Genomic DNA, 26,978 nt, shown 5'->3' on the forward strand with positions numbered 1-26,978 from the left:
GCTGTATGAAGGTGGCAATCATCGACTGCTTTGACAGCTTCAGCTACAACCTGCTCCAGATCGTCGGGAGCCTTGGGGCCGATCCGGTGGTGATCCAACCAGACGAACCCCTGGCTGCGGTCACCGCAGAAGAGCCGGACCGAATCATCCTCTCACCCGGCCCCGGCAGGCCAGGGGATCTCGATCTCCCGCTTGCGGTGCTTTTGGAGTATGTAAAAAAGGTTCCGGTTCTCGGAGTCTGCCTTGGACACCAGGCGATCTGCTCTTTTTTTGGCGGACGGATCATCCATGCCCCCCGTCCGGTTCACGGGGAGGTTTCAGCGATCTCTCATGACGGGTGCGGTATCTACCGGGAGATGCCAAATCCTCTCGCAGCGGTCCGGTACCATTCGCTTATCATTGATTCATCCACGCTCCCGGCCGAACTGGTCATCACTGCCTATTCCCTGGATGATCACCTCCCGATGGGGATCCGTCACCGCTCCTTCCCGCTTGAAGGGGTGCAGTTCCATCCTGAGAGTTTCGGAACCGGGATCGGCACCCATCTCGTGGCCGCCTTTCTCAAAAGGAGTGTGGCTGCATGATCCAGGAGGTATGCCGGGCGATAGCAGATGGCACCCCTCTTCCAGCAGGAGGCATTGCGCATGCCTTTCTGGATCTCGTCAGTGGATCCGCAACACCGGCACAGGCAGGGGCGTTCCTCTTTGCCATGCAGCATTATCCCCTGGATGGCAGCGATCTCGCAACCTGTGCCGGTATCCTGCTCTCTCATGCACGAAGAATCACGATCACCGGGCCAAACCCGCCAATTGATACCTGTGGAACAGGCGGCGATCACGCGATGACGTTTAATATCAGTACCGCCGCCGCGTTTGTTGCAGCAGGTGCAGGGATACCGGTCTTCAAACATGGAAACCGGGCAGTGACCGGGGTCTCGGGATCTGCCGATGTACTGGGGGTTCTTGGCGTTGCCCCTGCCTCGTCACAGGCGGAGGCAGACCGGTTTCTCAAGGGGTGTGGGATTGCGTTTCTTCCGGCACGGGAGTACCATCCCGCGCTCCTGAGGCTTGGAAGCATCCGGTCAGAGCTCGGCTTCAGGACGATATTCAATATCACAGGCCCGCTCTGCCATCCGGCAGGAGCGGTCAACCGGGTGCTGGGTGTTGCAGATCCAGGACTTCTCCACCCGATGGCTGACGCACTTCAGCGGCTTGGGGTGTCGCATGCCCTTGTCGTCTCCGGCAACGGCCTTGATGAACTATCTCTTGATGGAGAGAACCGGGTCGCCGAACTGTGCCGGGGCAGGATCAGAGACTACCAGTTTGCAGCAGGGGATCTGGGTCTTTCTCCAGCACCGCCGGACGTGTTTGCCGTTTCATCACCAAAAGAGAGTGCGGCAGTCATCAGGCATCTCCTTGCGGGTGGCGAGGGTCCTGCACGGGATATTGTGCTCCTGAATGCGGCAGGTGCCATCATGGTCGGTGGGGGAGGTGCAACACTGCCTGCTGCCCTCTCAGCAGCAGAACGATCCATTGATGCAGGCAGGGCGCTTGCATCGCTTGAACGTGCAGTGGAGATCTCCGGGGGTTCTGTATGATCCTTGATGCTATCGTGCAATCATCCCGGAAACGGGCTGCAGATCTTTTGGAGTTCTCCAACCGGGAACTGCCCCCTTGTCGGAGCCTTGAACAGGCAATCCTCTCCAGGCAACCTGCTGTCATCGGTGAGGTGAAGTATGCCTCGCCTGCGGGCATGACAGGTGCGGTGCTGCCGCCGGGCCCATTTGCTGCTGCACTTGCCGCAGGCGGCGCAGCTGCCATCTCGGTGCTGACTGAGCCGACCGTCTTCAGGGGGGACCCCTCCTTTATCCCGGTGGTGCGGCGGTATGTCAGCCTCCCGATCCTGAGGAAGGACATCCTGGTGGATTTTGCACAGATCAGGGAGAGCCGGGCAATCGGTGCGGACGCTGTCCTGCTGATCGCCTCGGTTCTCGGATCAGATCTCCTGGATTTTGTCAGGTATGCGTATACCTGCGGCCTTGAGCCGGTTGTCGAGGTGGCGTGCGAAGAGGAAGTCGAAGCCGCCCTTGCAACACCCGCCCGGATCATCGGTATCAATAACCGTGATCTTACAACCCTCGCAATCGATCCAAATCGGTCATTCCATCTTGCCCCGCAGGTGAGGTCAGCTGGCAGGATTGCGGTTGCAATGAGCGGGATCGCTCATCCTGAGCAGGTGAAGGCATACCAGGACTGCTGTTCTGCGGTTCTGATCGGATCAGCCATTGCGGCAGCAGCTGACCCGGAAGCTGCCATGGAGCGGTTTGTATGTATGTAAAGGTCTGTGGTATCACCAGCCCCGCCGATGCCAGATCAGCGGTTGCCGCGGGTGCGGATGCAATCGGCGTCATCCTCTTCACCCCGTCGTCACGGGCAGTCACCCCCCGCCGGGCAGAGACGATCCTCTCCGCGGTCAGGGGCGAGGTGGAGACGGTCTGTGTCACGACGACACGGTCGCCTGCTGCTCTCAGGAGACTCTACCGGCTCAATCCGGATGCAGTCCAGATCTATCACGGCCAGAGGGTCCCGGATCGCTTCACCTGCATCGCCGCATGGGACGGGCTCTCAAATCCGCCTGAGGATGCGGACCGGCTTCTGCTGGATGCCTCGCACGGCAGGGGCATCCCCCTTGATCTCCCTGCTGCAGAAGCGGCAATGTGCAGAACCGGTCATCCCATCATCGTCTCGGGAGGGCTCCATCCGGCAACCGTTGCCCTGGTGATTCAGCAGCTTGACCCGGCGGGAGTCGATGTCTCAAGCGGTATTGAACTGCGTCCGGGTGTGAAGGATATGCAGCTGATGAAACATTTTGTCACTGCCTGCAGGATGGGTGCGGTATGACTCCGGGGAGGTTTGGGATCTATGGCGGCTGTTATGCCCCGGAGATCCTTCTGTCGCCGCTTGAGGATCTTTGTCTCTCCTATGCGGCATTCAGGGAGGATGAACAGGCAATGGATGAACTCTCCCTCCTCCTCTCCCGGTATGCCGGCCGGGAGACCCCGCTGTATCGTTGCAGAAACCTTGGAAAGGAGACCGGGGTTTCCATCTGCCTGAAACGGGAGGATCTCCTGCATGGCGGGGCTCATAAGATAAATAACACACTCGGCCAGGCGCTTCTTGCAGAGAAAAGCGGCAAAAAACGCCTGATCGCAGAGACCGGTGCGGGCCAGCACGGGGTTGCAACAGCAATGGCCGGAGCAGTCCTCGGTCTTCAGGTGGAGGTCTTCATGGGGAGTCTCGATATGCAGCGGCAGGCGCAGAACGTCGCCAGGATGGAGTTGCTTGGAGCAACCGTCACCCCGGTTTCGACCGGCTCCGGCACGCTCTCGGATGCAGTCGATGAAGCGCTCCGGAACTGGGCAGCCACTGCTCAGGACTCCCACTACCTGATCGGCTCCTGTGTCGGGCCTCATCCGTTCCCTGAGATTGTCCGTGATTTCCAGTCTGTTATCGGGAGGGAGCTCTCCATCCAGTCAGTCAGCCAGCATGGACGGCTTCCTGATGCGGTGGTTGCCTGTGTCGGCGGGGGATCAAATGCGATCGGGACATTCTCCCCGCTCATCAATGATTCCGTGAGGCTGGTCGGTGCCGAGGCAGGAGGAGTCGGTTCGGATCCCGGTTCACACGGGGCTTCGCTCTGCTCTGGAACCCCCGGCATCCTCCATGGAGCATTCACCTCGGTGCTGCAGGATGATGAGGGGCAGATATCCTTCACCCACAGCATCTCGGCAGGACTTGACTACCCGGGTGTCGGCCCGGAGCATGCCTTCCTCAGGGATGCCGGGCGGGTGGAGTACATGACTGTATCTGACAGCGAGGCGATCGCTGCCTTCCGCCTCCTCTCCCGGACTGAAGGGATCATCCCGGCACTGGAGTCTGCTCATGCGGTTGCAGCAGCTCTCAGGCTTGCAGATGATATGGAGTCTGGATCCATGATCGCCGTCACCCTCTCGGGGCGGGGAGACAAGGATCTCGCCACTGTGCTGGAGGCGGGCCTGTGAACAGGATAGACGCGGCCTTTGGCGCAGGCAATGGCCCTCTCCTGGTCGCCTGCACGGTGGCGGGCGATCCATCTCCGGATGAATCACGGGCAGTGATCCGGGCACTTATTGACGCAGGTGCTGATATGCTGGAACTGATTGTTCCTGCCACAAACACGGTGGCGGACGGGCCGGTGATCTGCCGTGCCCATGAGCGGGCGATTGCTGCCGGATGCGGACTGAACACGGTCTTCTCCCTGATCCAGGAGATCCGAACCTATAGTGAGATCCCAATCGTGCTGATGACTTATGCAAACCCGGTGGTTGTCATGGGCGAAGAGCGGTTCTGCGCCGAACTCGCTCATGCAGGCGGGGACGGGCTTCTGGTGGTTGATATGCCGCCTGAAGAGGTCTCTGTACCGGATACGGAGATCGATCGGATCTTCATCATTGCCCCCTCCACTCCGGTTTCGAGGATAGAGAAGATTGCAGCATCAGGAGGGGGATTTCTCTATCTTGTCTCTGCACCCGGTGTCACGGGGAGGCGCGCCCATCTGCCAGGGGATCTCGGCAGGAGGATCGATATCGCAAAAGAGGTCTCCCGCCTGCCGGTTGCGGTTGGTTTTGGGATCGGCTCTCCGGATACCGCGTATGAGGCAGTCGCCGCAGGTGCCGATGCGGTGATCGTCGGCTCAGCCATCAGTTGGGCTATAGAGGATCAGAGGGGCGATCCGGCGAAGGCTGTTGCGGCGGTGGTTAAAAGTATTAAAGCCGGGATCGGCCCCGTGAGAACCCCTCGATCCTCCGGGCAATGATGGTTGCCGCATCAATGACCGTCTCGGGCTTTGGTTTCAGGATGGCAACCGGGATATCGACGATCCGTTCGATGATGGATGCGAGGACGGGTGCACAGATGATCCCTGCCGCCCCCTCTTTCCTGGCTTCCACTGCTGCCATGATGCATTCGTCAATGGAGTTTGCTGCATAGCCTTTCAGCCTGACGTCCTCACCTGCAATGGTGACAATGGAGCCCTCGATCTCGTCAAGGAGGAACTTGGCTGCGACAACAGCAATGAAGCTCTCTTCCTTTGGCTCGAGCGTTTCGACGATCCGCCGCACCGTCGAGAGACGGGGGTCACGTTCACCTGATGCGATCTTATAGAGGGTTGCCGGTGGTATCCCTGTTGCAGAGGAGAGCTCCCGGATTGTCATATCCCTCCTCCTCAGCTCTTCTTCAAGTGCCTCGGCAAAATCAGTCTCAAAGATCCGGCGGGAGAACATAGTATGGTTTTCAGGGGTATGGGAGATAAGCGTGTCCCCTCTCTCTCCTCAGGACGCAAACCATTTCATCATCACAACACCGTCTTCGCCATCCTTGTAGTAGCGGGTATAGCAGAAGACCGCCCGGTATCCGAGTCTTCTGTAAAAGGCAATAGCGTCCCTGTTTGAGATCCTGACCTCCAGTTCGACGGCTGTTGCACCGAGAAGGAGAAAGTCATGCTCGATTGTGGCAACCAGTTCGCTGCCGATACCCTGCTGCCGGTACTGCGGCCGGATAGCCAGTGTGCAGAGATGCCCATAGACGATGTCCCCGGTATTCTCGATGCCGCCGCCGCAGAACCCGATGATCATGCCGTCTGCTACAGCGACAAAGAAGGAGGTGAGGTAGTTGTTCATCGCTTCACGGAGCCCTTCCTCCCCCCAGGGGTCGATAAATGCCTCTGCCTCAAGCGAGGCGATCTCAGGGATGTCTGCTGGATTTGATCTCCTGATGAGGACTGGTTTCCCGTACTGTCCGGGGTATCCTGCGGTCACCATCTTTCTTTAGAGTTAAGCACCTACACCTACGTGGAGTTTTCCATGGTTGCCATATATCCGTTCAGAGCCCTGCGTCCGGCGCGGGAAGAATCTGCGTATGTACCATCTGTTCCCTATGATGTCGTCACACGGGAAGAAGCTGCCGCAGTGATTGCACGCAACAGGAAGAGTTTCCTCAGGGTGATCCGATCCGATGCGGAACTGATGCACCTTTCGCCCTATGCTGATGAGGTGTATGATCGAGCCCGCGCAGTCTTTTCTGAGATGCAGGATCAGGGGCTCTTTGCAAGGGATGACAGCGAGAGCTTCTCCATCTACCAGGTTGAGCACCAGGGTCTGGTCTACACGGGGCTTGTTGCCTGCATCGGAACAGAAGAGTACCTGAAGAAGACCGTGAAACGTCATGAGCTGACCCGCTATGACAAGGAGGAGGATCGTACCCGGCATATTGATTCTGTCAATGCCAATACCGGCCAGGTATTCCTGCTGTACCGGGATCCAGGCGGGATATCTGGTTTTATCAGGTCACTTGCCACCGGGGATCCGGTTGCGGAGACAGAAGCGGAGAACGGGTCAGTACACCGGATCTATGCGGTGAATGATCCAGACGCCATACAGCAGATCAGAGGCCATTTCTCTGATATAAATGCCCTCTATATCGCAGATGGCCATCACCGGGCAAAGAGTGCTGTGAATGTCTATCTGAAACGGAAGGAACACGGCGTTCTGACAACCGGGGCATCAAGGTTCATGGGTGTTCTCTTTGCCCACGATTCCGTCACAATCCACGGGTATTCCCGGTTGCTTCGCTCTCTCAATGGTATGACGCCGGATGCGTTTCTGGCTGCGCTTGAAGCGCAGTTTCGGGTTAAAAAATCTAGTTCCGTGGATACCAGTAAAACAGATATCCCGGTTGCCGGTGGGAGGGCAGAACGCCACGTCTTCCATCTCTATATCGAGGGGGCGTTTTACGAGCTGTCCAGGGATATTGATCCGGGCGCTGATCCGATTGCACGACTTGATGTCTCGCTTCTCCAGGAGAGCGTCCTCTCACCGCTGCTTGAGATTCATGATCCCCGTGGTGATGAGAGGCTGGACTTTATGGGCGGCGCCCAGCCGATTGCGGATCTTGTGGCTGCGGTTGATTCGGGGGAGTATGCTGCTGCCATCCTGATGCAGCCGATTGAGATCCTGGATATCTGCGATATCGCCGATGATGACAAAATTATGCCCCCGAAATCGACATGGTTTGAGCCAAAGCTTCTTTCAGGGCTTGTCATCCATCCTCTTGACTGACTGGCTGATGAGGGGGGTTGCCCCAACTCCATCATCTCCACAAAACTCTTTTGCTTCAGGGAGGATAGTATCATCTGTGCACCGGATCTGTATCCTGCTACTCCTTGCAACCCTGCTTGCGCTCTCCGGGTGCCTTGCGATTCCCGGCGAGGACCTTCCTCCACCACTGGAAGGGACTGCTCCTCCGGGAGATGAGGAGATGCGAATTGGTCTTGAGGAAGCCCTGGCTTTTTCTGATGGCCCGGTCTACCTGATCATCGGGAGGGATGTCCACCCGGATATGAGTGCGGCTTCATGGACTATCCTCACTGCTGATTCCGATCCGGGATACCGGTTTCTCTTCATCACCTGGAGGGGTGCTGTCCCTGCTCCCTTTGATGGGCCTGACCCCGGCACCCCGATTGATCCATTTGGCTTCCCGGTTCCAGACGAACCGCAACGCATCATCATCTATCCGGAGGGTCCGGTGTGAGGGATGATGCGGTGGTGACCTTTGACTTTCTTGTCGGGTTCACCATATTTATCATCGCATTCATCTTTGTTGCCGCGATGGTGCCGCATACGCTCTTCTCGGTTCAGTCGGCACATATCGATTATGATGCGGTTGCCTACCGGACCGGGGTTATTCTCACCGAAGATCCGGGGATGCCGGCATCACCTGACTTCCCGGTATGGGAGCAGGAAGAGCCTGATCATGTCGTCAGGATGGGGCTTGCTGCGGGTCACGGGACTGCGCATATTCTCTCGGGAACAAAAGTTGCCAGGTTCTTTGATGGCAGTTTTCAGTACCCTGACGATTTCCGGAGGTCACTTATCTTTGGCGACTATCCCTATTCGTTTCATATCAGCCTTACCACCCTCGATGAGGGAACCATTCAGTCAGTCGGCCCCACCCCTCCTGAGCAGCATGGGATCGTGAGGCGGGTCGTGGTGGTGAGAGGGAATGCGTCCCTGATGGTTGATGATGCACTGATCGCCGCATCGCTCCTGGGAAATGCCACAGCTGACCGGATCACAATTGAGATCCCCATGGAGACGCTCCTTGAATCATCAGTCCATCCCCTCTTCAAAATCGATCCACGGACCGATTACCTTGAGATTGGTATCCGGACAGACGCTCCGTCACTGAATCTCTCAGGTACCCCGCGGCTCCATGATATCAGGCGCAAGCGTATCCCCATTTCCTACACCGGCTATACCCTGGATCACCAGGATAACATCCTCTCGTTCTGCCTGCTACCACAAACCAATCCTCCCTGGCGGGAGAGTGATAGCATCTCGATCACGTTTGCCTTTGATGATCCCGATGATCCACCTGAGGAGATAACAACGGCGGGTGTTGTCTGCGATTATGATGTACTCATCCCGCCGCCTGTACAGCAGGGTATCCTGGAGGTGGCGGTATGGTAGACCGGGATCAGGCGTCGCTCTATACGATTGAAGGGGTGGCAGCAGCACTCCTGATGATCGCAACTGCAACAATTGTCTTCCAAGCGATCAGCGTCTATACTCCGGGCGATACCCATATCGATGATATGCTGCTTGAACAGCTCGGGGCAGATGCCCTGGCGGTGCTGGATCTCCCGAAAGGCCCGGGGGAAGCTTCCGCACTTGAGGAGATGATTGCGACATGGGATAAAGACGGGTTTCAGAGCGGGTTTGGCAGCCTGGTTCGTTCCCGATCCCTTGTGGAAGGCGACGATCCCGTCCAGTATTCGGCAGAGGTCTTCTACCGGGTGGGGAATTCAGATGAGGTTGATTCTGTTTTCTTCACCGAATCTGTGCCCTATTCCGGGTATGAACCGGCAGTCAGGGTGACCCGGTGGGTGCAGGTGAGGACGCCCTATCATGAGAATCTGCCAGCAGAGCTCCCGCAGTCGCCACAGCGGACACAGATGGTTCTCCTGGAGGTGATCCTGTGGCGAGGCTGAATGATGACGGGCAGTGGATTGTCCTGATGGGGTTTCTGATCAGTATTGCGCTTCTCTTCCTGATGCTGATCGTGAGCCAGGCGACGCTGGTTGGCCAGACAACCGCAGAAGGGGTGCTTGAGTTCCCAAAACACGAGATCCGGGATCTCCGCGGCCAGGTGATCGACTCAGTCGGGGAGGGGGAGTTTACCCGGGACATCTCCGAGGATATCAGGTTGTTGTCCCTTGAGCGGAACCATGCGCTTGTGCAGATAGATAAAGAGCCAGGTCCGCTTGGGACAGTTATGATAACCATCCGGTTCAATAATGGAGTGACCATCTATGAAGAGACCCTCCTCATCTGATGCCGTCTCAAACCTGATCGGCTATATCATTATCACCGCTGTACTGATGGTGCTCATGGTGACGGTGATGATCACGGCAAATGATGCCCTGATGGATAAGCCTGTGGAACGGTTCATGTACCATTCGTATGTTGATATTGGAAATGGTGTCTCTGCCCGGGTTGTTGATATCTATACGATCGCTCCCGGTACCGGGTATATCGTCTCCGATTTCAACACACCCTACGATGTTCTTGGGGAGGGGTATACGGTCTCTGTCAGGAAATCCGGAGCCGATCAGGAGATTATCGTCTTCGGTGACAGGACCGAGACGGTCATCTCGCTTGCCGGAATCGGGGCGACCCGACCGGTTACAGGGACGACAAGCGGTGGCGGCCATACCCGTGTCATCTATGATTCAGGGGGTGTCTGAGGCATGAGGCGGGATGACGGGGTCTCTGAGGCGATCGGGTTCATCCTGATCTTCTCGATTGTGGTGATCGGGATTGCGATTGTTATCCTGTATGGGCTGCCCCTGATCATCGCCGGGCAGGGGAGTGCGGATATGCGGAATATGGAGCAGACGATGATCGTCCTCCAGAACGACCAGAAATCGCTCAGCTACAAGATGGTGCCGTATAAAGAGACGGCGCTCCAGGTCTCGGGGGGGACACTCCACGTAACCGGGGTTTCCGGGGTCTTCACGGTATCGTACAGTGATCCGGATGGTGTTCTGCGGACACTCCCCTCCTATGAACCCGGCCAGATCCGGTACACATCTGATCTCGACCGGTCACGGGTTGCAATCGAGAACGGGGCGGTTGTGACGAGACCCGGGTTTGCTCCGGGATCAGCGATGCTTGCAGAGCCACGCTGGTATGTTGATGATCATCAAACAGTCACCCTGATCATCTCTTTCATCAGTTTCGACACGGACAGGGATCGCACCCTTGCTGGTGTCGGCCGGCTCGGGATGAAGAGCGTTTCGGCAAAGCTGAACACTACGGAATATCAGGTATTTCCCGGAACAATTGAGATTGGGTATACGCCCCATCCTGAAGAGGACTATTCTGTTGCCTGGGAAAACTACCTGATCGGGCGGCTCGGCATGCACAGTACCGGGGCAGATAGCTACCGCCATCCGAATGCAGCACGACTGATTGTCAAGGAGACTGTCATCCAGATCTCCGGATTCTGAAAAAAAACTGTGTTTGAGTTTTTAAAAAATTGGGTTCAGAGGTAGTTGTGTGACCTGAGCCAGTCTACCTGTGGTTTGGTGTAGCGATAGATGATATCGCATTTTTCGTCCTGGAATGACCAGGGAATGACGATTAAGATATCACCTTCGCGGATCCAGACCCGCTTTTTGATCTTGCCTTTGATCCTGCCCATCCGGGTTATGCCGTCACCACAACGGACCCTGATATGGTTTGATCCAAGCATCAGATCTGCAATTGCAAACTGTTCTTTTAAACGTCTGTTCGGAAGACGGACTCGTACGACCCCTTCTGGTTCTCCGGTTTTTTTGTTGCTATCAGTCAGAAAATCTACCTCTTTCTCCCTCACGTTTGAATATCATAATGGTATCACCAGGCATCCAGCGCGCGAGTTATCTGCTAAAGTATGGATTCCGGATTTACTTAAAGTATTGCACGTGATGGGGGGTGGGGAGGAGGAGGGTATTCTCAAGGATGATGGAACCATACATACCTCAATCACCAGTGATAGCAGGGATATATCTCCTCTCTCCCTCCCGTGGACGTTCCTCTTCGAATGTGATTTAGAGTGCTGCCATTCTTCACCGAAATCATACTCATACCGGGCTGTGATGCCTGGCCTCCTGAAATACCCCCTGATCTTCTCTTTCCGTTCATCATAACAGACCACCTGACCTTCCGGGAATTCATTTTTCATATTGGTGATCAGCTGTTCTTCTCCGGTCTAGGGGTCTCTGGTTGAGAAGTTATGGAGGTGATAATCCTCCCATCCCCAAGTATCATCTCTCATGAACGCCTCACCTTTCTCCATGGCTGCAAAGGCTGCAAAGGTATGGTTTGCCTCGTCTGAGGCAGGTGCAAAAGGCGAGAGTCTCCAGGCAAAGCTCCTGCGGCTCCTTGATGAGACGGGGCTTTGCGAGCGGGTTGCCGGAGATGGCGGTCTTGTCGCGGTGAAGACGCATTTTGGAGAAGAAGGGTGTGACAGTTTCGTCTCGCCGCTCTATATCCGGCAGGTGGTTGGGAAAGTGAAAGAGGCGGGCGGGGTGCCGTTTCTGACCGATACAAACACGCTCTACCGGGGGATGAGGCACAATGCCGTCTCGCATCTTGCGCTTGCCATCCGGCACGGGTTTGGCTCCGAGGTGACCGGTGCGCCAGTTTTTATCGCAGACGGGCTCAGATCAGAAAACGAGGTGGTGATCACAATCCCCGGAGTCCACCTGCAGGAAGCCAGGATAGCCACCGGGATTGCCGAGGCCGATTCTCTGGTCGTCGTCTCGCATGTCAAGGGCCATGCGGTTGCGGGTTTTGGAGGGGCGATCAAGAACCTGGCGATGGGGTGTGCCTCGGCTGCCGGAAAACATGAGCAGCACCGTGCGATGCCCGCCATTGCAAAAGAAGATGGCTGTGAAGGGTGCGGGGGCTGCGTCTCTGCCTGCCCGGAGAACGCAATCATTTTTGAGGGCGCTGCCCGGATTGATCCGGACACCTGTATCGGATGTGGTATCTGCGTTGATATCTGCCCGGAATCTGCGATCTACTTTGATTATGAACGTGATGCAGCACACCTCTCGGAACGGCTCGCGGAATATGCTCTCGCCGCTGCCTCGCTCTTCCCGGAGAAGGTGCTGTACCTGAACTTCCTCCTCAAAATAACCCCCGACTGCGACTGTGCACCCTTCTCGGACCGGCAGATCGTCCCGGATATCGGGATACTTGCCTCAGCCGATCCGGTGGCAATTGATGCAGCGAGCCTGGATATCATCAATGCCCAGCACGGGCTGGATGGAACCCGGCTTCTCCTGCACCATGCTCCGGGTGAGGATAAGTTTGCAGGAGTCTGGCCACAGGTGCCGATTAGAAGACAGGTTATCCACGGTGAGCAGATCGGCCTTGGCAGCAGCGAGTACGAACTGATCAGGATCTGATCAGGATCTGATCAAAAGCGGCCCAGGTGCTCCTGCATGATCTTAATCGCACAGTAATCGCCGCACATTGAGCAGGGCCCGCTCTCCGGAACCCGTGACCGGATACCCTCCGGATCGATTGCCAGTTCAACCTGGCCCTTCCAGTCGAGAGCCGCCCGGCATTGCGAGAAGGATCTGTCGCTCTCATCCAGTCCCAGCCGGACGGTATCGCCGGCATGGGCTGCTATCCTGAAGGCGATCAGCCCATCCCGGATCTCGTCTCCTGTCGGGAGGCCGATATGTTCTGCCGGGGTGATGGCACAGAGATAGTCTGCCCCTGCAGCCACTGCTCCCGCCGCCCCGATTGCACCGGCGATATGATCGTGGCCGACAGCCCGGTCGGTTGCAAGCGGCCCTGCGACAAAGAGGGGGTAGGAGGAGGCGTCCTTATACAGCCGGACACAGAAGGGGATGCGGTCAATCCTGACATGGCCGCCGCATCCTTCGATGATCACCTGGACTCCTGCTTCATGGAAACGGTCTGCGATTTCGATATTCTGCTTCCGCTCAAGAGCCGCAGCAGCATCGCCCCCGTCAACGATACTCCCGCCCCGCATCGTGTTTCCAAGCGAGACGACGATCTCGTGCCGTCTCATGATTTCGGCGACTTCATCAAAGTGTTCGAGGAAGGGGTTTTCCTTTCCGGTTCTGAGCATGTATGCAGCCGTCATGGACCCCCCTTTTGAGACGACACCAAGGATACGCTGGCTTCTCTTAAGTGCCGAGAGGATTCTCCGGTCTGTTGCATGCAAAACCAGCGAGCTGATCCCCTCCTCTGCATGCTTTTGTACACAATCAATAATGATATCGGCATTGAGTTCCCCAACCCCGCCTGCCTCGATTGTTGCCTGGTAGACTGGGACGGTGGTGAGCGGGACGGAGGTCTCTGCAACGACAGCCTCCCGGATTGCCGTGATATCGCCGCCCATCGAGAGGTCGGTGATGGTATCTGCACCATACTGTTCTGCGATCCGTGCTTTTGCAACTTCGGCCTCTGGATCTGTTATTGCAGTTGAAGTGCCGAGATTCACATTCACTTTTGCAGAGAAACCCTGCCCGATGCCTGTACCTCTCCCGTCCCGCACCATGACGGCAACCCTGCCATGGGCGATCTCATGGATAAGGTAGTCTGTGCTGATCCCTTCTTTTTCAGCGGCAAAAGCAGCAGCAGATACTAACCTGCCGTTTTTAGCCTCTTCGATGATGGTTCCCATCTGGTATAACTCCGGGCTTTGCTACTGGTATGTCTACAATCCGGTAGCAATGAACGTGTGCATATGAATAGAACCCTGTCTGGTCGAACCCCTGATAGGGTTTACCAGGTCTGCTTCCAGCAAAAATTATTTGTTCTTGTTTTTCGCTCCTATATGACTCCTGATATTGCGGGAAGCAGTTTCTATCCGGTCATGATACTCTGCCTGAATCTTCGTGGCACACATCTGTTTGCTCAGGCCGAGTGTCTTCTGGATTGTGGTGATCTCGTTTAGAATATCGCTCCTTGTAATGTTTGGAAGGTACATGCCATCCAGAAAAGGATCCGTCTCCATCCCTGAGTGAACCCGGACTGTCTCCATGGCATGTTTGTGCAAAGCCACCTCGATAGCGGATTTCAGCTCATACTCCCGGATTGGTTTTAACTCGCAGGGGTGAAGGGGGCGGAGCGGGAAGTCCCCGGTCTTCAGGCCGGGGATGAAAGCGGATCCGCCCTTCCTTTCTGCGATAGATATATATTCTTGGATGTAATATTATCGTATATCCCATATGAAGTATAAACTCGATAAATCTGCACATTCTGTCTATGCTCTCTATTATCATCTGGTGATGGTTGTGAAATATCGCCGGAAAGCGTTGTATTCTGATGATATTCGGGAACGTTTGAAAGATATTGTGTGGAACCTATCGGAAGAGTTGGGTATAGAGGTGGTTGCTCATGAACCCGCAGACGATCACTATCATCTTCTGTTCAAGGCAACCCCGAAAACAAACCTCGTCAATGTTGCAAACGTGATCAAGGGCGTTTCATCGAGAAGACTGCGTCAGGAGTTCCCTGAAACAAAGAATCTGCTGTGGGGTGACTCATTCTGGTCCCCATCATATTTCCTTGCAACATCGGGACAGGTAAGTCTTGATGCTCTGAAAGAGTATGTTGACTCTCAACTGGAGAAGTAAATGATCGTCTCCTACAAGTATCGGGCCTATCCTGATGCGGCCACTGAGGCAGAGCTGAATGCCGCACTCGATACGTGCAGGTGGCTCTATAACACACTTCTCGAAGAATGTAATGCCATGCGGGAGAACGGGATCCGGCCAACCATGCGAGGGACGCAGGCACGGATCGTCACGCTGAAAGAGGAGCACCCGTTTCTCAAGGGTGTGTACTCGAAAGTGCTTCAGATGGTGAACTATACCCTCTGGAGCAACATCGCCGCACTCTCGCAGATGAAGAAGAGAGGACGAAAGATCGGGAAACTCCGGTTCAAGAGCGCATCCCGATTTCGGACCCTTAACTATAATCAGTCCGGGTTTCGGATCGATTCAGAGCAGAGCACGATCACGTTCTCAAAGATCGGAACCGTTCCCTTTAGGATGTACCGGCCATACACAGGAACGGTGAAAGGTGTCCTCATCACCCGATCCGGTGATAAATGGTTTGTGATCATCCAGGCAGAGCAGGCAGAAGCAGAGGCTGTCACCGAATCAACGTGTGAAGGTCGATCTGTTGGTATTGATGTTGGTCTGAACTCATTTGCCGTTGATAGTGATGGTATAGTGATCGAGAATCCCCGGTTCTATGAGCGGTCCCTGAATAAAATCAGGAAGTTACAAAGAAGCATTGCCCGGAAACAGCGTTTCTCAAAGAACTGGAAAAAGGCAAAGAGCAGACTGGAGAAGGCTTATGATCATGTCACAAACCAGAAGAGAGATTTTCTTCACAAACTCTCCCGGAGCTATGTTGACAGGTATAGAACGATCTGCGTCGAAGACCTGGATATCAAAGGGCTGAAGGAAAAAGGGAGTTCAAAAGGGCTGCACAGGAGCATTCATGATGTTTCCTGGGGACGATTCTATTCATATCTTGATTACAAGGCTGAGAGTGCTGGTACAAGAGTGATCAAAGTCGATCCCCGAAATACATCACAAATTTGCGCGAACTGTGGAAGCATCGTAAAAAAGATCCTTTCTGTGAGAGTCCATGAATGCCCGTACTGTGGGTATGTTACCGACAGGGATTACAATGCTGCGGTGAATATTCACCGCGTGGGGATGGAACATCCCTTTGAGCCTGTGGAGCCAATACCTCTACGTCACATCTCTGTGATGCAAGTATTGTCTATGAAGCAGGAAGCCCCGCCCTTCAGGGTGGGGTAGTTCACGAGATATCCAAATGGCTCAGTATACTTGGCCTGATTAAGAATATGTTCATCAGAAAAAGCTGTCAGATATATGACCGGAACATTCTTATCTGACATTATTTCCCTCGCCGCGTCGATCCCACTCATCTCCCCGGCGAGCTTGATATCCATCAGGATAATATCGGGGTCAAGATCTCTGGCCTTTTCTACGGCCTGCTCGGCAGTCGGAACAACTCCGCAGACTGAATACCCATTACTGAGCAGGGCCTGTTTGAGTGCCATTGCGGTGACTGCCTCATCTTCTACGATCAGTATCGCTGCAGTATTCATCAGAAATCCCGTGACTCCCACTATTCTTTTGACAAATGGATTACTGGGAGTTTCAATGGTATAAAAACATTATTATTTGGTTTTTCGGCTCTCTGATCAACTCTCAAAAAGACTGTGGATATCCCAGAAGCCTGAGAAATACCATCTAATTCATGCAAAAAACCTGGTATTCAGGTGCTCTCGCCTTCAGGCCGTCTCGTCTGAGAGGAAAAACCGCCCTTTCGGAACCCTGATCTCAAATCGTGCTCCGTTCCCGGGTATGCCGGTCTCAGAGATTTCAATCCCGGTGATCCCGAGGATCTCGCGGCTGAGGAAGAGGCCAAAGCCCGTGTTCTTTCCAAAGCCACGTGCGAATATTCTCCCTTTCTGGTCATCGGGGATACCTGGCCCATCATCTTCCCAGGAGATGACCAGCTCACCATTTGATCTCTCGCACCGGAGTATAATGCCTGTTGCCCCTTCTGCATGGCTGATGGTATTGTCGAAGAGATTGGAGAAGACCTTCTCAAGCATCGGGTCTGCATAGATGGCAATTTTCCCGCATTCGTTTGTTACGGGCACCGGCCCTGATGGAAGCGTCTGTACCATCTCCCCTATATCAAGCCAGGCGGGTTCCCTGACACCCAGGTTCTCGTATTCGCGGGTAAACTCAATCTGGCGGCGGATATTCTGCAGTGCGAGTGTGACCTGTTTAAGATAGCGTACCTGCTCTGGATCCATATCCCTGCAATCGGTCAGTTCCAGGAATCCAAGGCCTGCCATGATCTGGTTGAGGATGTCATGGCGGGTGATGCTTGAGAGGAGCTGCAGCTTATGGTTTGTGATATGGAGCGCATTCTCGGCTGCCCGCTGTTCGGTGATGTCGATGCCAAATTCGATGATCCCCTCAACCTCCCCGTCATCACCATAGACCGGGCACCCTTTCAGGTGGAAGATCCGGCCATCAGGGATCTGTATCTCGCCTTCCTCGATCATTCCAGTTGAGAGTGTTTTCACCACCGGGCAGTTCTCACAGCACTCGGTTCGACCATGCCAGATCTCATGGCAGTGGCGGCCGATGAGATCTGTTGGCTTCTGCCCCACCGATGCGCTTGCGACCTGGTTTGCATACCGGACGGTCAGGTCGGGATTTAAGTATGCGAGCATCACCGGCATTGAGTCAAGGACAGTGGTTTTCTCCTCCTCCATCTGCCTGAGCGCCGCTTCAGCTGCCGTTCGCTCGGTTATATCAATAAACGATCCCATCAGGGCAATTGGGAGGCCTGCGGCGTCACGGACAATGCTGCCTGAGAGCTGGAGCGGCATGGTTGAGCCGTCCTTTCTCCTCCCCTCCATCTCTCCCGACCATCTTCCATATTGTTGGATCGAAAGGACAACCTGTTCTGCTTCCTCTTCCGATACCCAGAAGTCAAGCACTGATCTCCCAATCACTTCGTCTGTATCGTCATATCCCCATAAGGACAAAAATGCAGGGTTTACGTACGTGATAATTCCGCTCGTGTCAGCAATGGCGATTCCATTGATTGATGAGTCAATGGCAGCATTCTTCAGGAGAATCTCTTCCTCTGCAGCTCTCCGATCAGTGATATCACGGACGACCGAGAGGATGAGGGTCTCATCAGGATGCCTGATGACGCGTGCGCTGACCTCCACCGGGAAGGTGCTGCCGTCTTTTCTCTTCAGATCAGACTCAAAGATGGCACTTTCCCGTTTCAGAAATTCCTGCATCCGCTCCGGTGCCTCTGCTCGTGCTTTCTCCCCGGCGACATCGATAACGGTGAGCCCAAGCAGTTCATCCCGCGTGTATCCGAGGCTCTCGCATGCCCGTTCGTTCACCTCAATGAACCGGCCCGGCATGCCGTCTGCTTCTATCCGGTGGAGAAAGATCGCATCGCCTGCTGCCTCAAAGAGTGCCAGGTAGCGGTCTTTCGTCTCGGTGATGATCTGCTGGGCTGAATACAGCTCATCAACGTGAGACCTGATCTCCTCCTCAGATGCGAGTAACTCCTCGTTTGCAGCCGTCAGTTCGTCATTTGATCGGCCAAGCTGCGTGGCAAGCTCAGCCCTCTTCATGGCAAGGTAGGTGATCACACCGGCGATCAGGATGAATAAAGCCACCCTGGCTCCCGCACCCAGCAGGAGATCCGAGTCGGTGGTGGCAGAGGCGAAGAGGATGAAATAGAGGATGGCAAGCAGGATGGAGAAGAGGAAGCCCCGCTTATAATAATAGATGCACGCGATGATGATTGGAATGTAGTAGAGGTTCTGGAAGATGATGAACCAGCCGATGGAGAGGGAGTAGAGCGTGATGATGAGAGAGATCGCTGTTGTTATGGTGAGTGCAATAAAGGGTATACTCTCCTGCTCTTTGCTCGCCATAAAAACTCCCACTCATCCGGTGAACCAGTGTTTGTGGTTCTCTGGCTTAATATCTTCCCTTGACCATACAGGCTATGCAGGGTATAATACTGGAAAAATGGAGCGCCACCACCTTCCAAAATATTCATACTTTTGCTTTATTATGTGATACGGAGCGATTTCCGGGGATATTTTTATAAATGCTCATATCAAACTAAATATTAATGGATGATACTAAGATTAACTTGCGTTGTGCATGGACACCTCTCCTGATCATGGTGATCCTTCTTGTTGTTGCTGCTGCCGGATGTGTCGCGGATACATCCCCGGAGGGTTCTGTTCTCATCACCGACCAGTACGGGCGGGAGGTTTCTGTTCCGTCTGATGTGGAGTCTGTCCTCTGTTCGGGTGCCGGCTCACTCCGGTACCTCGTCTACCTCCAGGCAGAGGGCCTGGCTGCAGGTGTGGATTCTGCCGATCTGGTGCAGGACGATGTCCGCGGCAGGCCATATTCGATTGTGCATGGCGAGCTGTTTGAATCCCTGCCGCTCTTTGGGGAGATGCGTGGGAGGGACGATCCCGAGAAGATCGTAGCAATCAGCCCGGATCTCATCTTCAAGGCCGGGTCATCCGGTATAGCCTCGGGAGCAGATGCTGCAGATGCAGCGTCGCTCCAGCAGAGGACGGGGGTGCCGGTGATCGGGTTTCAGTATGGATCGGTCAGGACAGAGGCCGATCAGCTCCTGATGTATGACTCCCTCCGCCTGATGGGCAGCGTCATCGGCCGGGAGGACCGTGCCGAAGCGGTGATCGCCTTTATTGATGAGACGATTGAGGATCTGGAGGCACGGACGCGTGATATCCCTCCAGAAGAGCGGAAGCGGGCCTATGTCGGCGGTGTCGGCAGCAGGGGCGCCCATGGCATCATCTCGACTGAGCCAGCCTATGGGCCGTTTGCCTGGGTGCATGCGGAGAATGTGGCGTCCGGACTTGGTACTGACCATGCCGATATTGCCAAAGAAGCCCTTGTGGACTGGGACCCGGAGTATCTCTTCATTGATCTCTCCTCAATGCATCTTGGAGAGGGAAATGCCCTCGATCAGCTGAAGACTGATCCGGCACTCCAAGGGCTTACTGCTGTCAAAACCGGGAACGTCTATGGCGTTCTGCCATTCAACTCGTACACAACAAACTATGGAACCGTGCTTGCGGATGCGTACTTCATCGGATCAGTTCTGTATCCAGAGCAGTTTGCAGATATCGATCCGGCTGAAAAGGCTGATGAGATCTATTCATTCCTCGTCGGGGAGCCGGTCTTTGCAGAGCTGAACAGCCAGTATGACGGGCTTGGGTTCTCTCAGATCCCAATCTGAAAGAATAGGTATCCTTTTTTTTCACAATTGGGCTTCCTCCTCCTCACTTTTTTCCTGTGATGCCAGGGACACGCTCTTCAGCTGAGTTGTTCAAACATCAAAAAATTTGACATTCTATATTCTACCCAGGATAAAATGGGTGTGTTTAAGTAAGCGCATCTCCCACTCTGTTACGATGTGGTGCTATGAATAATAGAATGGGTATTATCGCCTGTGGTGTGGTGCTTCTCTTCCTCCTCGCAGGTGCCGGGTGTACGACAGATCCGGGAACTGATCCGAAGACAGAAACACAGGATGCAACCATCACCGATGGGTTTGACAGAGCCGTGACGATCCCGCAACCTGTTGAGAGCGTCCTCTGTTCGGGTTCAGGTACCCTCCGGTACCTGGTGTACCTGCAGGGTGAGGATCTCGTTAGTGGTGTGGACAGCCAGGATAAGAACTTCCGGGAGATTGAGGGGAGGCCGTATGCCCTGGTCCACCGCGATCATTTCATGACGCTTCCGCTCTTCGGGGAACTGCGTGGACGGGACGATCCTGAAAAGATCATTGCAATCGATCCTGATCTCGTCTTCAAGGGGTTCCTGCCCGGATCACCATATGCAGGCAGTATAGCTGATGTGGAGAATCTTGAGGCAAGAACCGGGGTGCCGGTGGTTGGATTTGTCTATGGCTCTCTGAGAAATGATGCGGAAAAAGCCGAGATGCAGACCGCCCTCAGGGTTATGGGCAAAGCGATTGGAAAAGATGATCGTGCCGAAGAGGTGATCGACTACATCGATGCGACGATAGCGGATCTTGAGGAACGCACCGGGGATATTCCTCCAGAAGAGCGGAAGCAGGTCTATGTCGGCGGTATAAGCCATGCAGGTGCACACGGCATCATCTCGACTGAGCCTGCATACCCGCCATTCCTCTGGGTGCATGCAGATAATGTGGCCGGAGGGCTTGGCATCGCACATGCCGATGTTGCCAGGGAGGCTTTAGTGGACTGGGATCCCGATTATCTCTTCATTGATGTGAATACCATGACAACAGACGATGAAGGCGCAATCGGGCAGCTGAAGCATGATCCTGCACTCCAGGGGCTTACTGCGGTGAAGGAAGGCAAAGTCTACGGTGTCCTCCCCTACAACTTCTACATGACAAACTACGAGACTGTGCTTGCGAATGCATATTTCGTCGGCTCTGTCCTGTATCCGGAGAGGTTTGCTGATATCGATCCGGAAGAGAAGGCAGAAGAGATCATGACCTTCTTCCTTGGAGAACCAGTCTTTGCAGAGCTGAACAGCCAGTATGGGGATCTCGGGTTCTCTCAGATCCCACTCTGATTCCTTTTTTCCTTTTCTTGTTTTGCACCTGATGAAGCGTGCCAGCTCCAATTCAGATCCGCCTGCTCACCGTTCTTGTATGGAGCACCATTGCAGCTGTTGTGAAGAGAATGGCAAAGAGTGCCAGTGCCGCAAAATTCACCCAGAGCGGAAAGGTCTGCGTTTCCATCAGGCAGTAGCGGGCGATATCGGTGAAGTAGGTGAGCGGGGAGCAGATCGCAAGCACCTGGCCTGCAAAGGGGAGCTGCTCAACAGGGATGAAGACCCCGCTGATAAAGATGAGCGGGAACTTCAGGAGTGCTGAGAGCATCATGATGTTGGATGGAACATTTGTTGCCGGTGTCGAGAGGAGGAGGCCGAGTGCTGAGAAGCAGAATGATGCAAGGATGATTCCCACTGCAAGGAGCAGGGGGTAGATCGGAACAACGCCAAGCAGCAGTCCGATTGTGATCGGAACAACTGCAATGCCGATCCCGAAGATGACGGAGGCGAACATGTCGCCTGCGATCAGGGTCTTCATCGTAACAGGGGTTGCGATCAGCCGCTCCAGGGTCCGAGCCTGTGCCTCCCAGGGCTGGATCACCGGCGAGACTGCGGTTGCTGTGAAGAAGACGGTCATTGCGAGGAGGCCGGATAGCAGAAACGGCATCGGTAATCCCCGATCCCCAATGGCAAATGCGAGGAAGAGGAAGAGCGGCATGAAGAGGCCGAAGATGACGACCGGCCCTTTTGCATAGTAGATCCGGATATCCTTCTTTGTGATCGCAAAGGCCCGTCTCAACTGCTCGGGGAGACTGTCAGGGTTCATACTATCCCGCCTCCCTCAGTCAGCCTGAGAAACGCCTCATCCAGTGTCGGTGCCAGTGTCCGGAGCATCCCGATCTTCAGCTGGTGCTCTGCTCCGTATGCGGTGATCGCGTGGATAGCGGAGTCGACATCCTCTGTGGTGATCACAATTTTGTCCCCCTCGCGCCTGGCTGAAACGATTCCGGGGAGGCGACCTAGATCACCATCTTTTGGCTGTGTCTGAAAACTGACCTCGATGGTATGGAGCCGCTCAATTGCCATCTTCAAGCGCTCCGGCGAGTCGATTGCAACAATCGTTCCCTTTCTCATGATGGCCACCCGGTCGCAGAGCCGGTTTGCCTCCTCCATGTTATGGGTGGTGAGGAAGATGGTGGTGCCCCCATCATTGAGTTCCCTGAGCATCTGTGTGATCAGGTGGGTGCTTCTAACATCGAGGCCGCCTGTCGGCTCATCGAGGAAGAGGAGGTCCGGCTCGTGGAGGAGTGCCATTGCAAGGATCAGCCGCTGCTTCATCCCTTTTGAGAATCCCTGCACTTTCTGGTCTTTTCTTTCAAGGAGGCCAAGGTTTGTCAGAAGCGTTTCTGCACGCTCTTCTGCATGCTGCCGCGGCACGCCATAGAGTTCTCCCATCAGCATCAGGTTCTGCCAGGCGGAGATGTCGGTATAGGCATTTGCCGTCTCCGGCACCACCCCGCACTGCTGTTTTGCGCGAACCGGTGCATGCACGATGTCATGGCCAAAGAGTGTGGCTGATCCAAAATCCGGCTGCATCACCCCGGTCAGCATCCGGGTGGTTGTTGTTTTTCCAGCCCCGTTAGGCCCAAGGAATCCGAATATCTCGCCTCTTCGGACGGAAAACGAGATCGAGTCCACTGCGACGATATCGGCGAAGGTCTTCCTGAGATCTGTTGCAATGATGGCGTCTTCGTGATGATCTGCTTCTAACACACTGCATCTCTCCTGCTGAATTGCTCTTCTTTCTATTACTATTGAAAGAGTAGCATTAAAAGGGATGACTATGGTACACTGAAGTAATGTGTAAGGATACGCTCTCTCAAAGTATCTGTCCGCTTCGGGGTATTCTCCCGCTCCTCTCGAAGAAGTGGGCACTCCCGATCATCACGACAGTCGGGAGCACAGGCAGTATCCGGTTCACTGATATCGAGCGGATACTGGTGGGAATCAGCCCGAAAACACTCTCCGATACCCTCTCGGATCTTCTGGCTGAAGGCCTGCTGAACCGGAGCTTCCATGCAGAGACCCCTCCACGGGTGGAGTATTCGCTGACTGGTGAGGGTGCGGCTCTCTGCCGTGCGATGCAGCCGCTGATCGAGTGGGCAGCAGATCGGATTGGATCAGGGCAGCGGGAGTGCCTGCCCGCCTGCCGGGTAGATGGGGCAGAGAATCTCTGTGCCAGCCATTCAGAGAGTACCTGATCTCCATCCTCTCAATCTGAACAGGGGATGCAGAGGCGCTCACTGTCTCTCTCGTTTAGGCGGTTTAGAGCAACCATCTCTTTGCACCGGGAGCACTCGGCCTGTTCAAAGGCTTTTGTCTTCTTCATAACTTCTGTCTGGAAACGCTGGACGGTAAAGAGCTCTTCCTCGGGCATTGAGAGGATGACATCCGCTACCTTTTCCATCCTCTGGTCGAATATCTTCCGCTCCTCTTTGGTAGCCTCACCTGAGAAGATCGCTTTTCTGAGTTTTGCAACGACCGGATCGATCTTCTCGAGATCAAAGTCCCGGTGCCTGAGTATCCGGATCGCCTCCCCGTTTCGCCGGTTAATGAAGGTATAGGCGTGCTTCCCGTAATCAAGAATGGTCAGGTTCCCTTTTCCAGGAGTGCAACCTGCAAACACCTGGACAGCATCGATTCCACAGGCATCTGCTGTTTCGATCACCGCCCGTAGATCATTGCCATCATTGCCCTGTGTTCCAAGTTCGTTTGCTGCCTTCTCGCATACCCGTGCGGCAAAGGCAAGCCCGCCGCAGAGATGGCCATGGAACTGGATCAGTGCCTCGAACAGGGCCTTCCTGTCTTCCTGTGCTTTCATATAGGGTATTTTGTATCCGGTTCTATAAATGTAATGATCGTATGGATTTGTATGATTCTATAAAGATACAATTTGCATATTCCTTAAATTAATCTATATTATGTTAAAAAAATATTATTTTATCAGTTAAGATGTGGAACACAAAACACTAATATTGATATAATTCATATTATGGTATGATCTAGTATGATGGATAAAAAAATATGTATCATTGTCATGGGGATGCTTCTTGTTGCATTCCTGGGTATTGCCGGGTGTGTCGGGGAGGCAACCACTCCTGACACACCCTCACCCTCTGGTCCGCGTGAAGTGACGATCACTGATGGCTTTGACCGCACAGTGACGGTTGCGGTTCCGGCAACCGAGGTTCTCGCCTCTGGTGCCGGCGCTGTCCGGTACATGGTCTATATGCAGGGCCAGGACACCCTTGTCGGAGTCGACAGCAGGGAGAAGAGCTTTATGAATCCGGAAGGCCGCCCCTATGCCCTCGTTCATCTGAATCAGATGAAAGACCTTCCGCTCTTTGGAGAGCCACGCGGCAGAGAAGATCCCGAGAAGGTCATTGCGATTAACCCCCAGGTGATCTTCAAGACGGGTGCAACCGGACAGGGTTCGGCAACCGATGTCGGTGCGGTAAGTGCCCTCCAGGAGAAGACAGGCATCCCGGTGATCGGCTACCCGTATGGATCTCTACGGACAGCTGACGAGAAGGATGAGATGTACACATACCTCAGGACGATCGGCCTTGTCATCGGAAAGGAGGATCGGGCAGAAGAGGTGATCGACTACATTGAGGCAACAATGGCTGATCTTGAGCGCCGGACACACGACATCCCTGAGAACGAGCAGAAGAGTGTCTATATCGGCGGTGTCAGCATGTCAGGTGCCCATGGCATCATCTCGACAGAGCCGGCGTACCCGCCATTCCTCTGGGTGCATGCAGATAATGTCGCATCAGGTATAGGAACAGCGCATGTCGATGTTGCAAAGGAGGCGATTGTTGACTGGGATCCAGAGTATCTCTTTATCGACCTTGGAACCCTTGGGATGGAGAATGACGGAGCTCTTGGGCAGGTGAAGACTGATCCCGCACTGAAGGGGCTTTCTGCTGTGAAGAGCGGGAAAGTATACGGTCTGTTGCCATACAACTCATATAATACCAACTATGAGGTCGTCCTGGCAAATGCCTACTTTGTCGGCAAAGTGCTCTATCCCGACAGGTTTGCAGATGTTGATCCGGTTAAGAAAGCAGATGAACTCTTCACCTTCTTCGCTGGAGAACCTGTCTTTGAAGAGTATAATGCCGGGTACAGAGGATTAGGGTTCACCCAGATCCCGATCTGATACTCTGGAACCCCTGAAGGGGCGAGGCTCTCCGCCTCCTCTTCTCATTCAAACGCTGCTTTTTTTAATCATTAGTATTCAACTCTCAATATTTATGCACCATAACTCAGACGAAAAATAAAATAGGTATATTAAAGTATATCATAATCCAATCATTTTTAGATTTGGTATGATGAATAATCACATTTATTCTATTTTGTGTGGAGTGCTCCTCATAGCCCTCCTCGCAGTTGCGGGTTGTGTCGGGGAAGCCGCCCCCTCTGCTCCGGCAAGTGGACAAAACGAGATGACCGTGACCGATGGCTTCGGCCGGACGGTGACGATCCCGCAACCTGTTGAGAGCGTCCTCTGTTCCGGCTCAGGCACGCTCCGGTACCTGGTATACCTCCAGGGCGAAGATCTCGTTGTTGGTGTCGACAGCATCGAGAAGGAGCACCGTGATGTGGAGGGACGCCCCTATGCGCTTGTACACCGTGAGAAGTTCCAGCAATTACCGCTCTTTGGCGAGTTCCGGGGCAGGGATGATCCGGAAAAAGTCATCGGTATCGGGCCGGACCTCGTCTTCAAGGGCGGATCTACCGGTACTGCGTATGGCACAAGTATCGCTGAAGTAGATGATCTCGAGAGCAGAACCGGTGTGCCGGTGATCGGGTTTGCCTATGGCTCGCTGAGAAACGATGCAGAAAAGACCGAGATGTACACTGCCCTCCGGGTGATGGGCAAAGCAATCGGAAATGAGGATCGTGCCGAAGAGATTATCGCATACATCGAGGCGACGATAGCTGACCTCGAGGCCCGGACAAGTGACATTCCTCCTGAAGAACGAAAGCGCGTCTATATCGGTGGTGTGAGCAGTGCGGGTGCACATGGTATCATATCGACCGAACCGGCATACCCGCCCTTCCTCTGGGTGCATGCGGAGAATGTCGCATCCGGCCTTGGAACCGCACATGTCGATGTTGCCAAGGAGGCGATCGTGGACTGGGATCCTGACTATCTCTTCATTGATGCGGGTACAACACGGATGGATAATGAAGGCGCTGTCGGGCAGCTAAGGGATGATCCTGCTCTCAAGGGCCTCACCGCCGTGAAAGAGGGGCGTGTCTATGGCGTGCTGCCGTACAACTTCTACAACACCAACTACGAAACGGTTCTTGCAAATGCCTACTATGTCGGCAAGGTGCTCTATCCCGACCGGTTTGAGGACATTGACCCTGTTGAAAAGGGTGAGGAGATCATGGAATTCTTCGTTGGTGAACCGGTCTTTGCAGAGCTGAACAGCCAGTTCAACAACTTTGGATTCAGGCCGGTTTCACTCTGAAAAGGCTTCCTTTCTCTCTCTTTTATCTTTCTTTTCGCTCTCCTCTGAAGGCGTGAACCCTCAAGGCCAGCCTGATATCCCGGGCTTTGCAGATCTTCATAACAAATACAAAAA

Annotated in this window: 32 protein-coding genes; 21 read left to right on the top strand and 11 right to left on the bottom strand. The window is 54.4% G+C overall.

Annotated features, from left to right (window positions below; genetic code table 11):
* Positions 1–5: 5 nt before the first annotated feature.
* The 6 genes from ABCO64_RS03805 to trpA are packed head-to-tail and all read left to right on the top strand — an operon-like array spanning position 6 to position 4,854.
* Complete coding sequence (locus ABCO64_RS03805) at positions 6–584, top strand: anthranilate synthase component II (protein WP_253456415.1); 579 nt, start codon at positions 6–8, stop codon at positions 582–584.
* Complete coding sequence (gene trpD, locus ABCO64_RS03810) at positions 581–1,597, top strand: anthranilate phosphoribosyltransferase (RefSeq protein ID WP_253456418.1); 1,017 nt, start codon at positions 581–583, stop codon at positions 1,595–1,597. Before ABCO64_RS03805 ends, trpD begins: the two co-directional genes overlap by 4 nt.
* Positions 1,594–2,337, top strand: a complete 744-nt coding sequence (locus tag ABCO64_RS03815) for an indole-3-glycerol phosphate synthase TrpC (RefSeq protein WP_253456421.1) — start codon at positions 1,594–1,596, stop codon at positions 2,335–2,337. Before trpD ends, ABCO64_RS03815 begins: the two co-directional genes overlap by 4 nt.
* Positions 2,328–2,900 (top strand): phosphoribosylanthranilate isomerase, encoded by a 573-nt coding sequence (locus tag ABCO64_RS03820; RefSeq protein ID WP_253456424.1) that lies wholly within the window; start codon positions 2,328–2,330, stop codon positions 2,898–2,900. Before ABCO64_RS03815 ends, ABCO64_RS03820 begins: the two co-directional genes overlap by 10 nt.
* Positions 2,897–4,060 (top strand): tryptophan synthase subunit beta, encoded by a 1,164-nt coding sequence (trpB, locus tag ABCO64_RS03825; protein WP_253456427.1) that lies wholly within the window; start codon positions 2,897–2,899, stop codon positions 4,058–4,060. Before ABCO64_RS03820 ends, trpB begins: the two co-directional genes overlap by 4 nt.
* Positions 4,057–4,854, top strand: coding sequence for a tryptophan synthase subunit alpha (gene trpA / locus ABCO64_RS03830; RefSeq protein ID WP_253456430.1), 798 nt, complete (start codon positions 4,057–4,059; stop codon positions 4,852–4,854). Before trpB ends, trpA begins: the two co-directional genes overlap by 4 nt.
* Here trpA and ABCO64_RS03835 read toward each other — a convergent pair.
* Positions 4,805–5,320, bottom strand: coding sequence for a helix-turn-helix domain-containing protein (locus ABCO64_RS03835; RefSeq protein WP_253456432.1), 516 nt, complete (start codon positions 5,318–5,320; stop codon positions 4,805–4,807). The genes trpA and ABCO64_RS03835 overlap by 50 nt on opposite strands.
* A 48-nt stretch (positions 5,321–5,368) precedes the next feature.
* Complete coding sequence (gene rimI, locus ABCO64_RS03840; RefSeq protein ID WP_253456435.1) at positions 5,369–5,857, bottom strand: ribosomal protein S18-alanine N-acetyltransferase; 489 nt, start codon at positions 5,855–5,857, stop codon at positions 5,369–5,371.
* Positions 5,858–5,899: 42 nt separating this feature from the next.
* Here rimI and ABCO64_RS03845 point away from each other — a divergent pair, with 42 nt between their 5' ends.
* From ABCO64_RS03845 to ABCO64_RS03875, 7 genes are all read left to right on the top strand, one after another.
* On the top strand, positions 5,900–7,153 hold the full coding sequence (locus ABCO64_RS03845; RefSeq protein ID WP_253456438.1) for a DUF1015 domain-containing protein: 1,254 nt from the start codon (positions 5,900–5,902) through the stop codon (positions 7,151–7,153).
* Positions 7,154–7,229: 76 nt separating this feature from the next.
* Positions 7,230–7,625 carry a hypothetical protein gene (locus ABCO64_RS03850; protein ID WP_253456441.1) on the top strand — a complete coding sequence of 132 codons (396 nt, stop codon included), beginning with the start codon at positions 7,230–7,232 and terminating at the stop codon, positions 7,623–7,625.
* Positions 7,622–8,563 (top strand): hypothetical protein, encoded by a 942-nt coding sequence (locus tag ABCO64_RS03855; protein ID WP_253456443.1) that lies wholly within the window; start codon positions 7,622–7,624, stop codon positions 8,561–8,563. Before ABCO64_RS03850 ends, ABCO64_RS03855 begins: the two co-directional genes overlap by 4 nt.
* Positions 8,557–9,084, top strand: coding sequence for a DUF7288 family protein (locus ABCO64_RS03860; RefSeq protein WP_253456446.1), 528 nt, complete (start codon positions 8,557–8,559; stop codon positions 9,082–9,084). Before ABCO64_RS03855 ends, ABCO64_RS03860 begins: the two co-directional genes overlap by 7 nt.
* Positions 9,072–9,428, top strand: coding sequence for a hypothetical protein (locus ABCO64_RS03865; RefSeq protein WP_253456448.1), 357 nt, complete (start codon positions 9,072–9,074; stop codon positions 9,426–9,428). Before ABCO64_RS03860 ends, ABCO64_RS03865 begins: the two co-directional genes overlap by 13 nt.
* Entirely contained in the window at positions 9,406–9,840 is a 435-nt protein-coding gene (locus ABCO64_RS03870) for a hypothetical protein (RefSeq protein ID WP_253456451.1), read from the top strand. Before ABCO64_RS03865 ends, ABCO64_RS03870 begins: the two co-directional genes overlap by 23 nt.
* 3 nt (positions 9,841–9,843) lie before the next feature.
* Positions 9,844–10,605 carry a DUF7289 family protein gene (locus ABCO64_RS03875; RefSeq protein WP_253456454.1) on the top strand — a complete coding sequence of 254 codons (762 nt, stop codon included), beginning with the start codon at positions 9,844–9,846 and terminating at the stop codon, positions 10,603–10,605.
* A gap of 35 nt (positions 10,606–10,640) precedes the next feature.
* Here ABCO64_RS03875 and eif1A read toward each other — a convergent pair whose 3' ends face one another.
* Both eif1A and ABCO64_RS03885 read right to left on the bottom strand, forming a co-directional pair.
* A complete protein-coding gene (gene eif1A, locus ABCO64_RS03880; RefSeq protein WP_253456564.1) occupies positions 10,641–10,949 on the bottom strand; it encodes a translation initiation factor eIF-1A in 309 nt (102 codons plus the stop codon).
* Positions 10,950–10,982: 33 nt separating this feature from the next.
* Complete coding sequence (locus ABCO64_RS03885; RefSeq protein ID WP_253456456.1) at positions 10,983–11,321, bottom strand: plasmid pRiA4b ORF-3 family protein; 339 nt, start codon at positions 11,319–11,321, stop codon at positions 10,983–10,985.
* 112 nt (positions 11,322–11,433) lie between these two features.
* Between ABCO64_RS03885 and ABCO64_RS03890 the strand changes: the two genes are divergently transcribed.
* A complete protein-coding gene (locus tag ABCO64_RS03890; RefSeq protein ID WP_253456459.1) occupies positions 11,434–12,552 on the top strand; it encodes a DUF362 domain-containing protein in 1,119 nt (372 codons plus the stop codon).
* A gap of 11 nt (positions 12,553–12,563) precedes the next feature.
* On the opposite strand, the gene thiC is transcribed toward ABCO64_RS03890, so the two are convergent.
* Together thiC and ABCO64_RS03900 are read right to left on the bottom strand one after the other, a co-directional pair.
* Entirely contained in the window at positions 12,564–13,805 is a 1,242-nt protein-coding gene (thiC, locus tag ABCO64_RS03895) for a phosphomethylpyrimidine synthase ThiC (RefSeq protein WP_253456462.1), read from the bottom strand.
* 126 nt (positions 13,806–13,931) lie between these two features.
* Entirely contained in the window at positions 13,932–14,165 is a 234-nt protein-coding gene (locus ABCO64_RS03900; RefSeq protein WP_253456465.1) for a hypothetical protein, read from the bottom strand.
* Positions 14,166–14,352: 187 nt separating this feature from the next.
* Here ABCO64_RS03900 and tnpA point away from each other — a divergent pair, with 187 nt between their 5' ends.
* Complete coding sequence (tnpA, locus tag ABCO64_RS03905; RefSeq protein WP_253456468.1) at positions 14,353–14,760, top strand: IS200/IS605 family transposase; 408 nt, start codon at positions 14,353–14,355, stop codon at positions 14,758–14,760.
* Positions 14,761–15,960 (top strand): RNA-guided endonuclease InsQ/TnpB family protein, encoded by a 1,200-nt coding sequence (locus tag ABCO64_RS03910; protein WP_253456471.1) that lies wholly within the window; start codon positions 14,761–14,763, stop codon positions 15,958–15,960.
* Here ABCO64_RS03910 and ABCO64_RS03915 read toward each other — a convergent pair.
* Both ABCO64_RS03915 and ABCO64_RS03920 read right to left on the bottom strand, forming a co-directional pair.
* Complete coding sequence (locus ABCO64_RS03915; RefSeq protein ID WP_253456474.1) at positions 15,897–16,274, bottom strand: response regulator; 378 nt, start codon at positions 16,272–16,274, stop codon at positions 15,897–15,899. The genes ABCO64_RS03910 and ABCO64_RS03915 overlap by 64 nt on opposite strands.
* A 186-nt stretch (positions 16,275–16,460) precedes the next feature.
* The gene (locus tag ABCO64_RS03920; RefSeq protein ID WP_253456477.1) at positions 16,461–18,653 is read right to left on the bottom strand and encodes a PAS domain S-box protein; all 2,193 of its coding nucleotides are present in this window, start codon (positions 18,651–18,653) and stop codon (positions 16,461–16,463) included.
* A gap of 203 nt (positions 18,654–18,856) precedes the next feature.
* Here ABCO64_RS03920 and ABCO64_RS03925 point away from each other — a divergent pair, with 203 nt between their 5' ends.
* A complete protein-coding gene (locus ABCO64_RS03925; RefSeq protein ID WP_253456480.1) occupies positions 18,857–20,005 on the top strand; it encodes an iron ABC transporter substrate-binding protein in 1,149 nt (382 codons plus the stop codon).
* A gap of 185 nt (positions 20,006–20,190) precedes the next feature.
* The gene (locus ABCO64_RS03930; RefSeq protein ID WP_253456483.1) at positions 20,191–21,336 is read left to right on the top strand and encodes an iron ABC transporter substrate-binding protein; all 1,146 of its coding nucleotides are present in this window, start codon (positions 20,191–20,193) and stop codon (positions 21,334–21,336) included.
* A 52-nt stretch (positions 21,337–21,388) separates the two neighbouring features.
* Here ABCO64_RS03930 and ABCO64_RS03935 read toward each other — a convergent pair whose 3' ends face one another.
* Positions 21,389–22,144: an ABC transporter permease gene (locus tag ABCO64_RS03935; protein ID WP_253456487.1), complete on the bottom strand. Its 756-nt coding sequence runs from the start codon at positions 22,142–22,144 to the stop codon at positions 21,389–21,391.
* A complete protein-coding gene (locus ABCO64_RS03940) occupies positions 22,141–23,091 on the bottom strand; it encodes an ATP-binding cassette domain-containing protein (RefSeq protein WP_253456490.1) in 951 nt (316 codons plus the stop codon). The genes ABCO64_RS03935 and ABCO64_RS03940 overlap by 4 nt, the downstream gene beginning before the upstream one ends.
* 86 nt (positions 23,092–23,177) lie before the next feature.
* Between ABCO64_RS03940 and ABCO64_RS03945 the strand changes: the two genes are divergently transcribed.
* Complete coding sequence (locus tag ABCO64_RS03945; RefSeq protein WP_253456493.1) at positions 23,178–23,579, top strand: winged helix-turn-helix transcriptional regulator; 402 nt, start codon at positions 23,178–23,180, stop codon at positions 23,577–23,579.
* A gap of 11 nt (positions 23,580–23,590) precedes the next feature.
* Here ABCO64_RS03945 and ABCO64_RS03950 read toward each other — a convergent pair whose 3' ends face one another.
* On the bottom strand, positions 23,591–24,199 hold the full coding sequence (locus tag ABCO64_RS03950; protein ID WP_253456496.1) for an FmdE family protein: 609 nt from the start codon (positions 24,197–24,199) through the stop codon (positions 23,591–23,593).
* Between the two features lie 186 nt (positions 24,200–24,385).
* On the opposite strand from ABCO64_RS03950, the gene ABCO64_RS03955 reads away from it, so the two are divergent.
* Positions 24,386–25,543, top strand: coding sequence for an iron ABC transporter substrate-binding protein (locus ABCO64_RS03955; protein ID WP_343089213.1), 1,158 nt, complete (start codon positions 24,386–24,388; stop codon positions 25,541–25,543).
* A gap of 205 nt (positions 25,544–25,748) precedes the next feature.
* The gene (locus tag ABCO64_RS03960) at positions 25,749–26,864 is read left to right on the top strand and encodes an iron ABC transporter substrate-binding protein (protein WP_343089217.1); all 1,116 of its coding nucleotides are present in this window, start codon (positions 25,749–25,751) and stop codon (positions 26,862–26,864) included.
* Positions 26,865–26,978: the final 114 nt, after the last annotated feature.

The organism is Methanocalculus natronophilus, assembly GCF_038751955.1.
Lineage (GTDB): Archaea > Halobacteriota > Methanomicrobia > Methanomicrobiales > Methanocorpusculaceae > Methanocalculus > Methanocalculus natronophilus.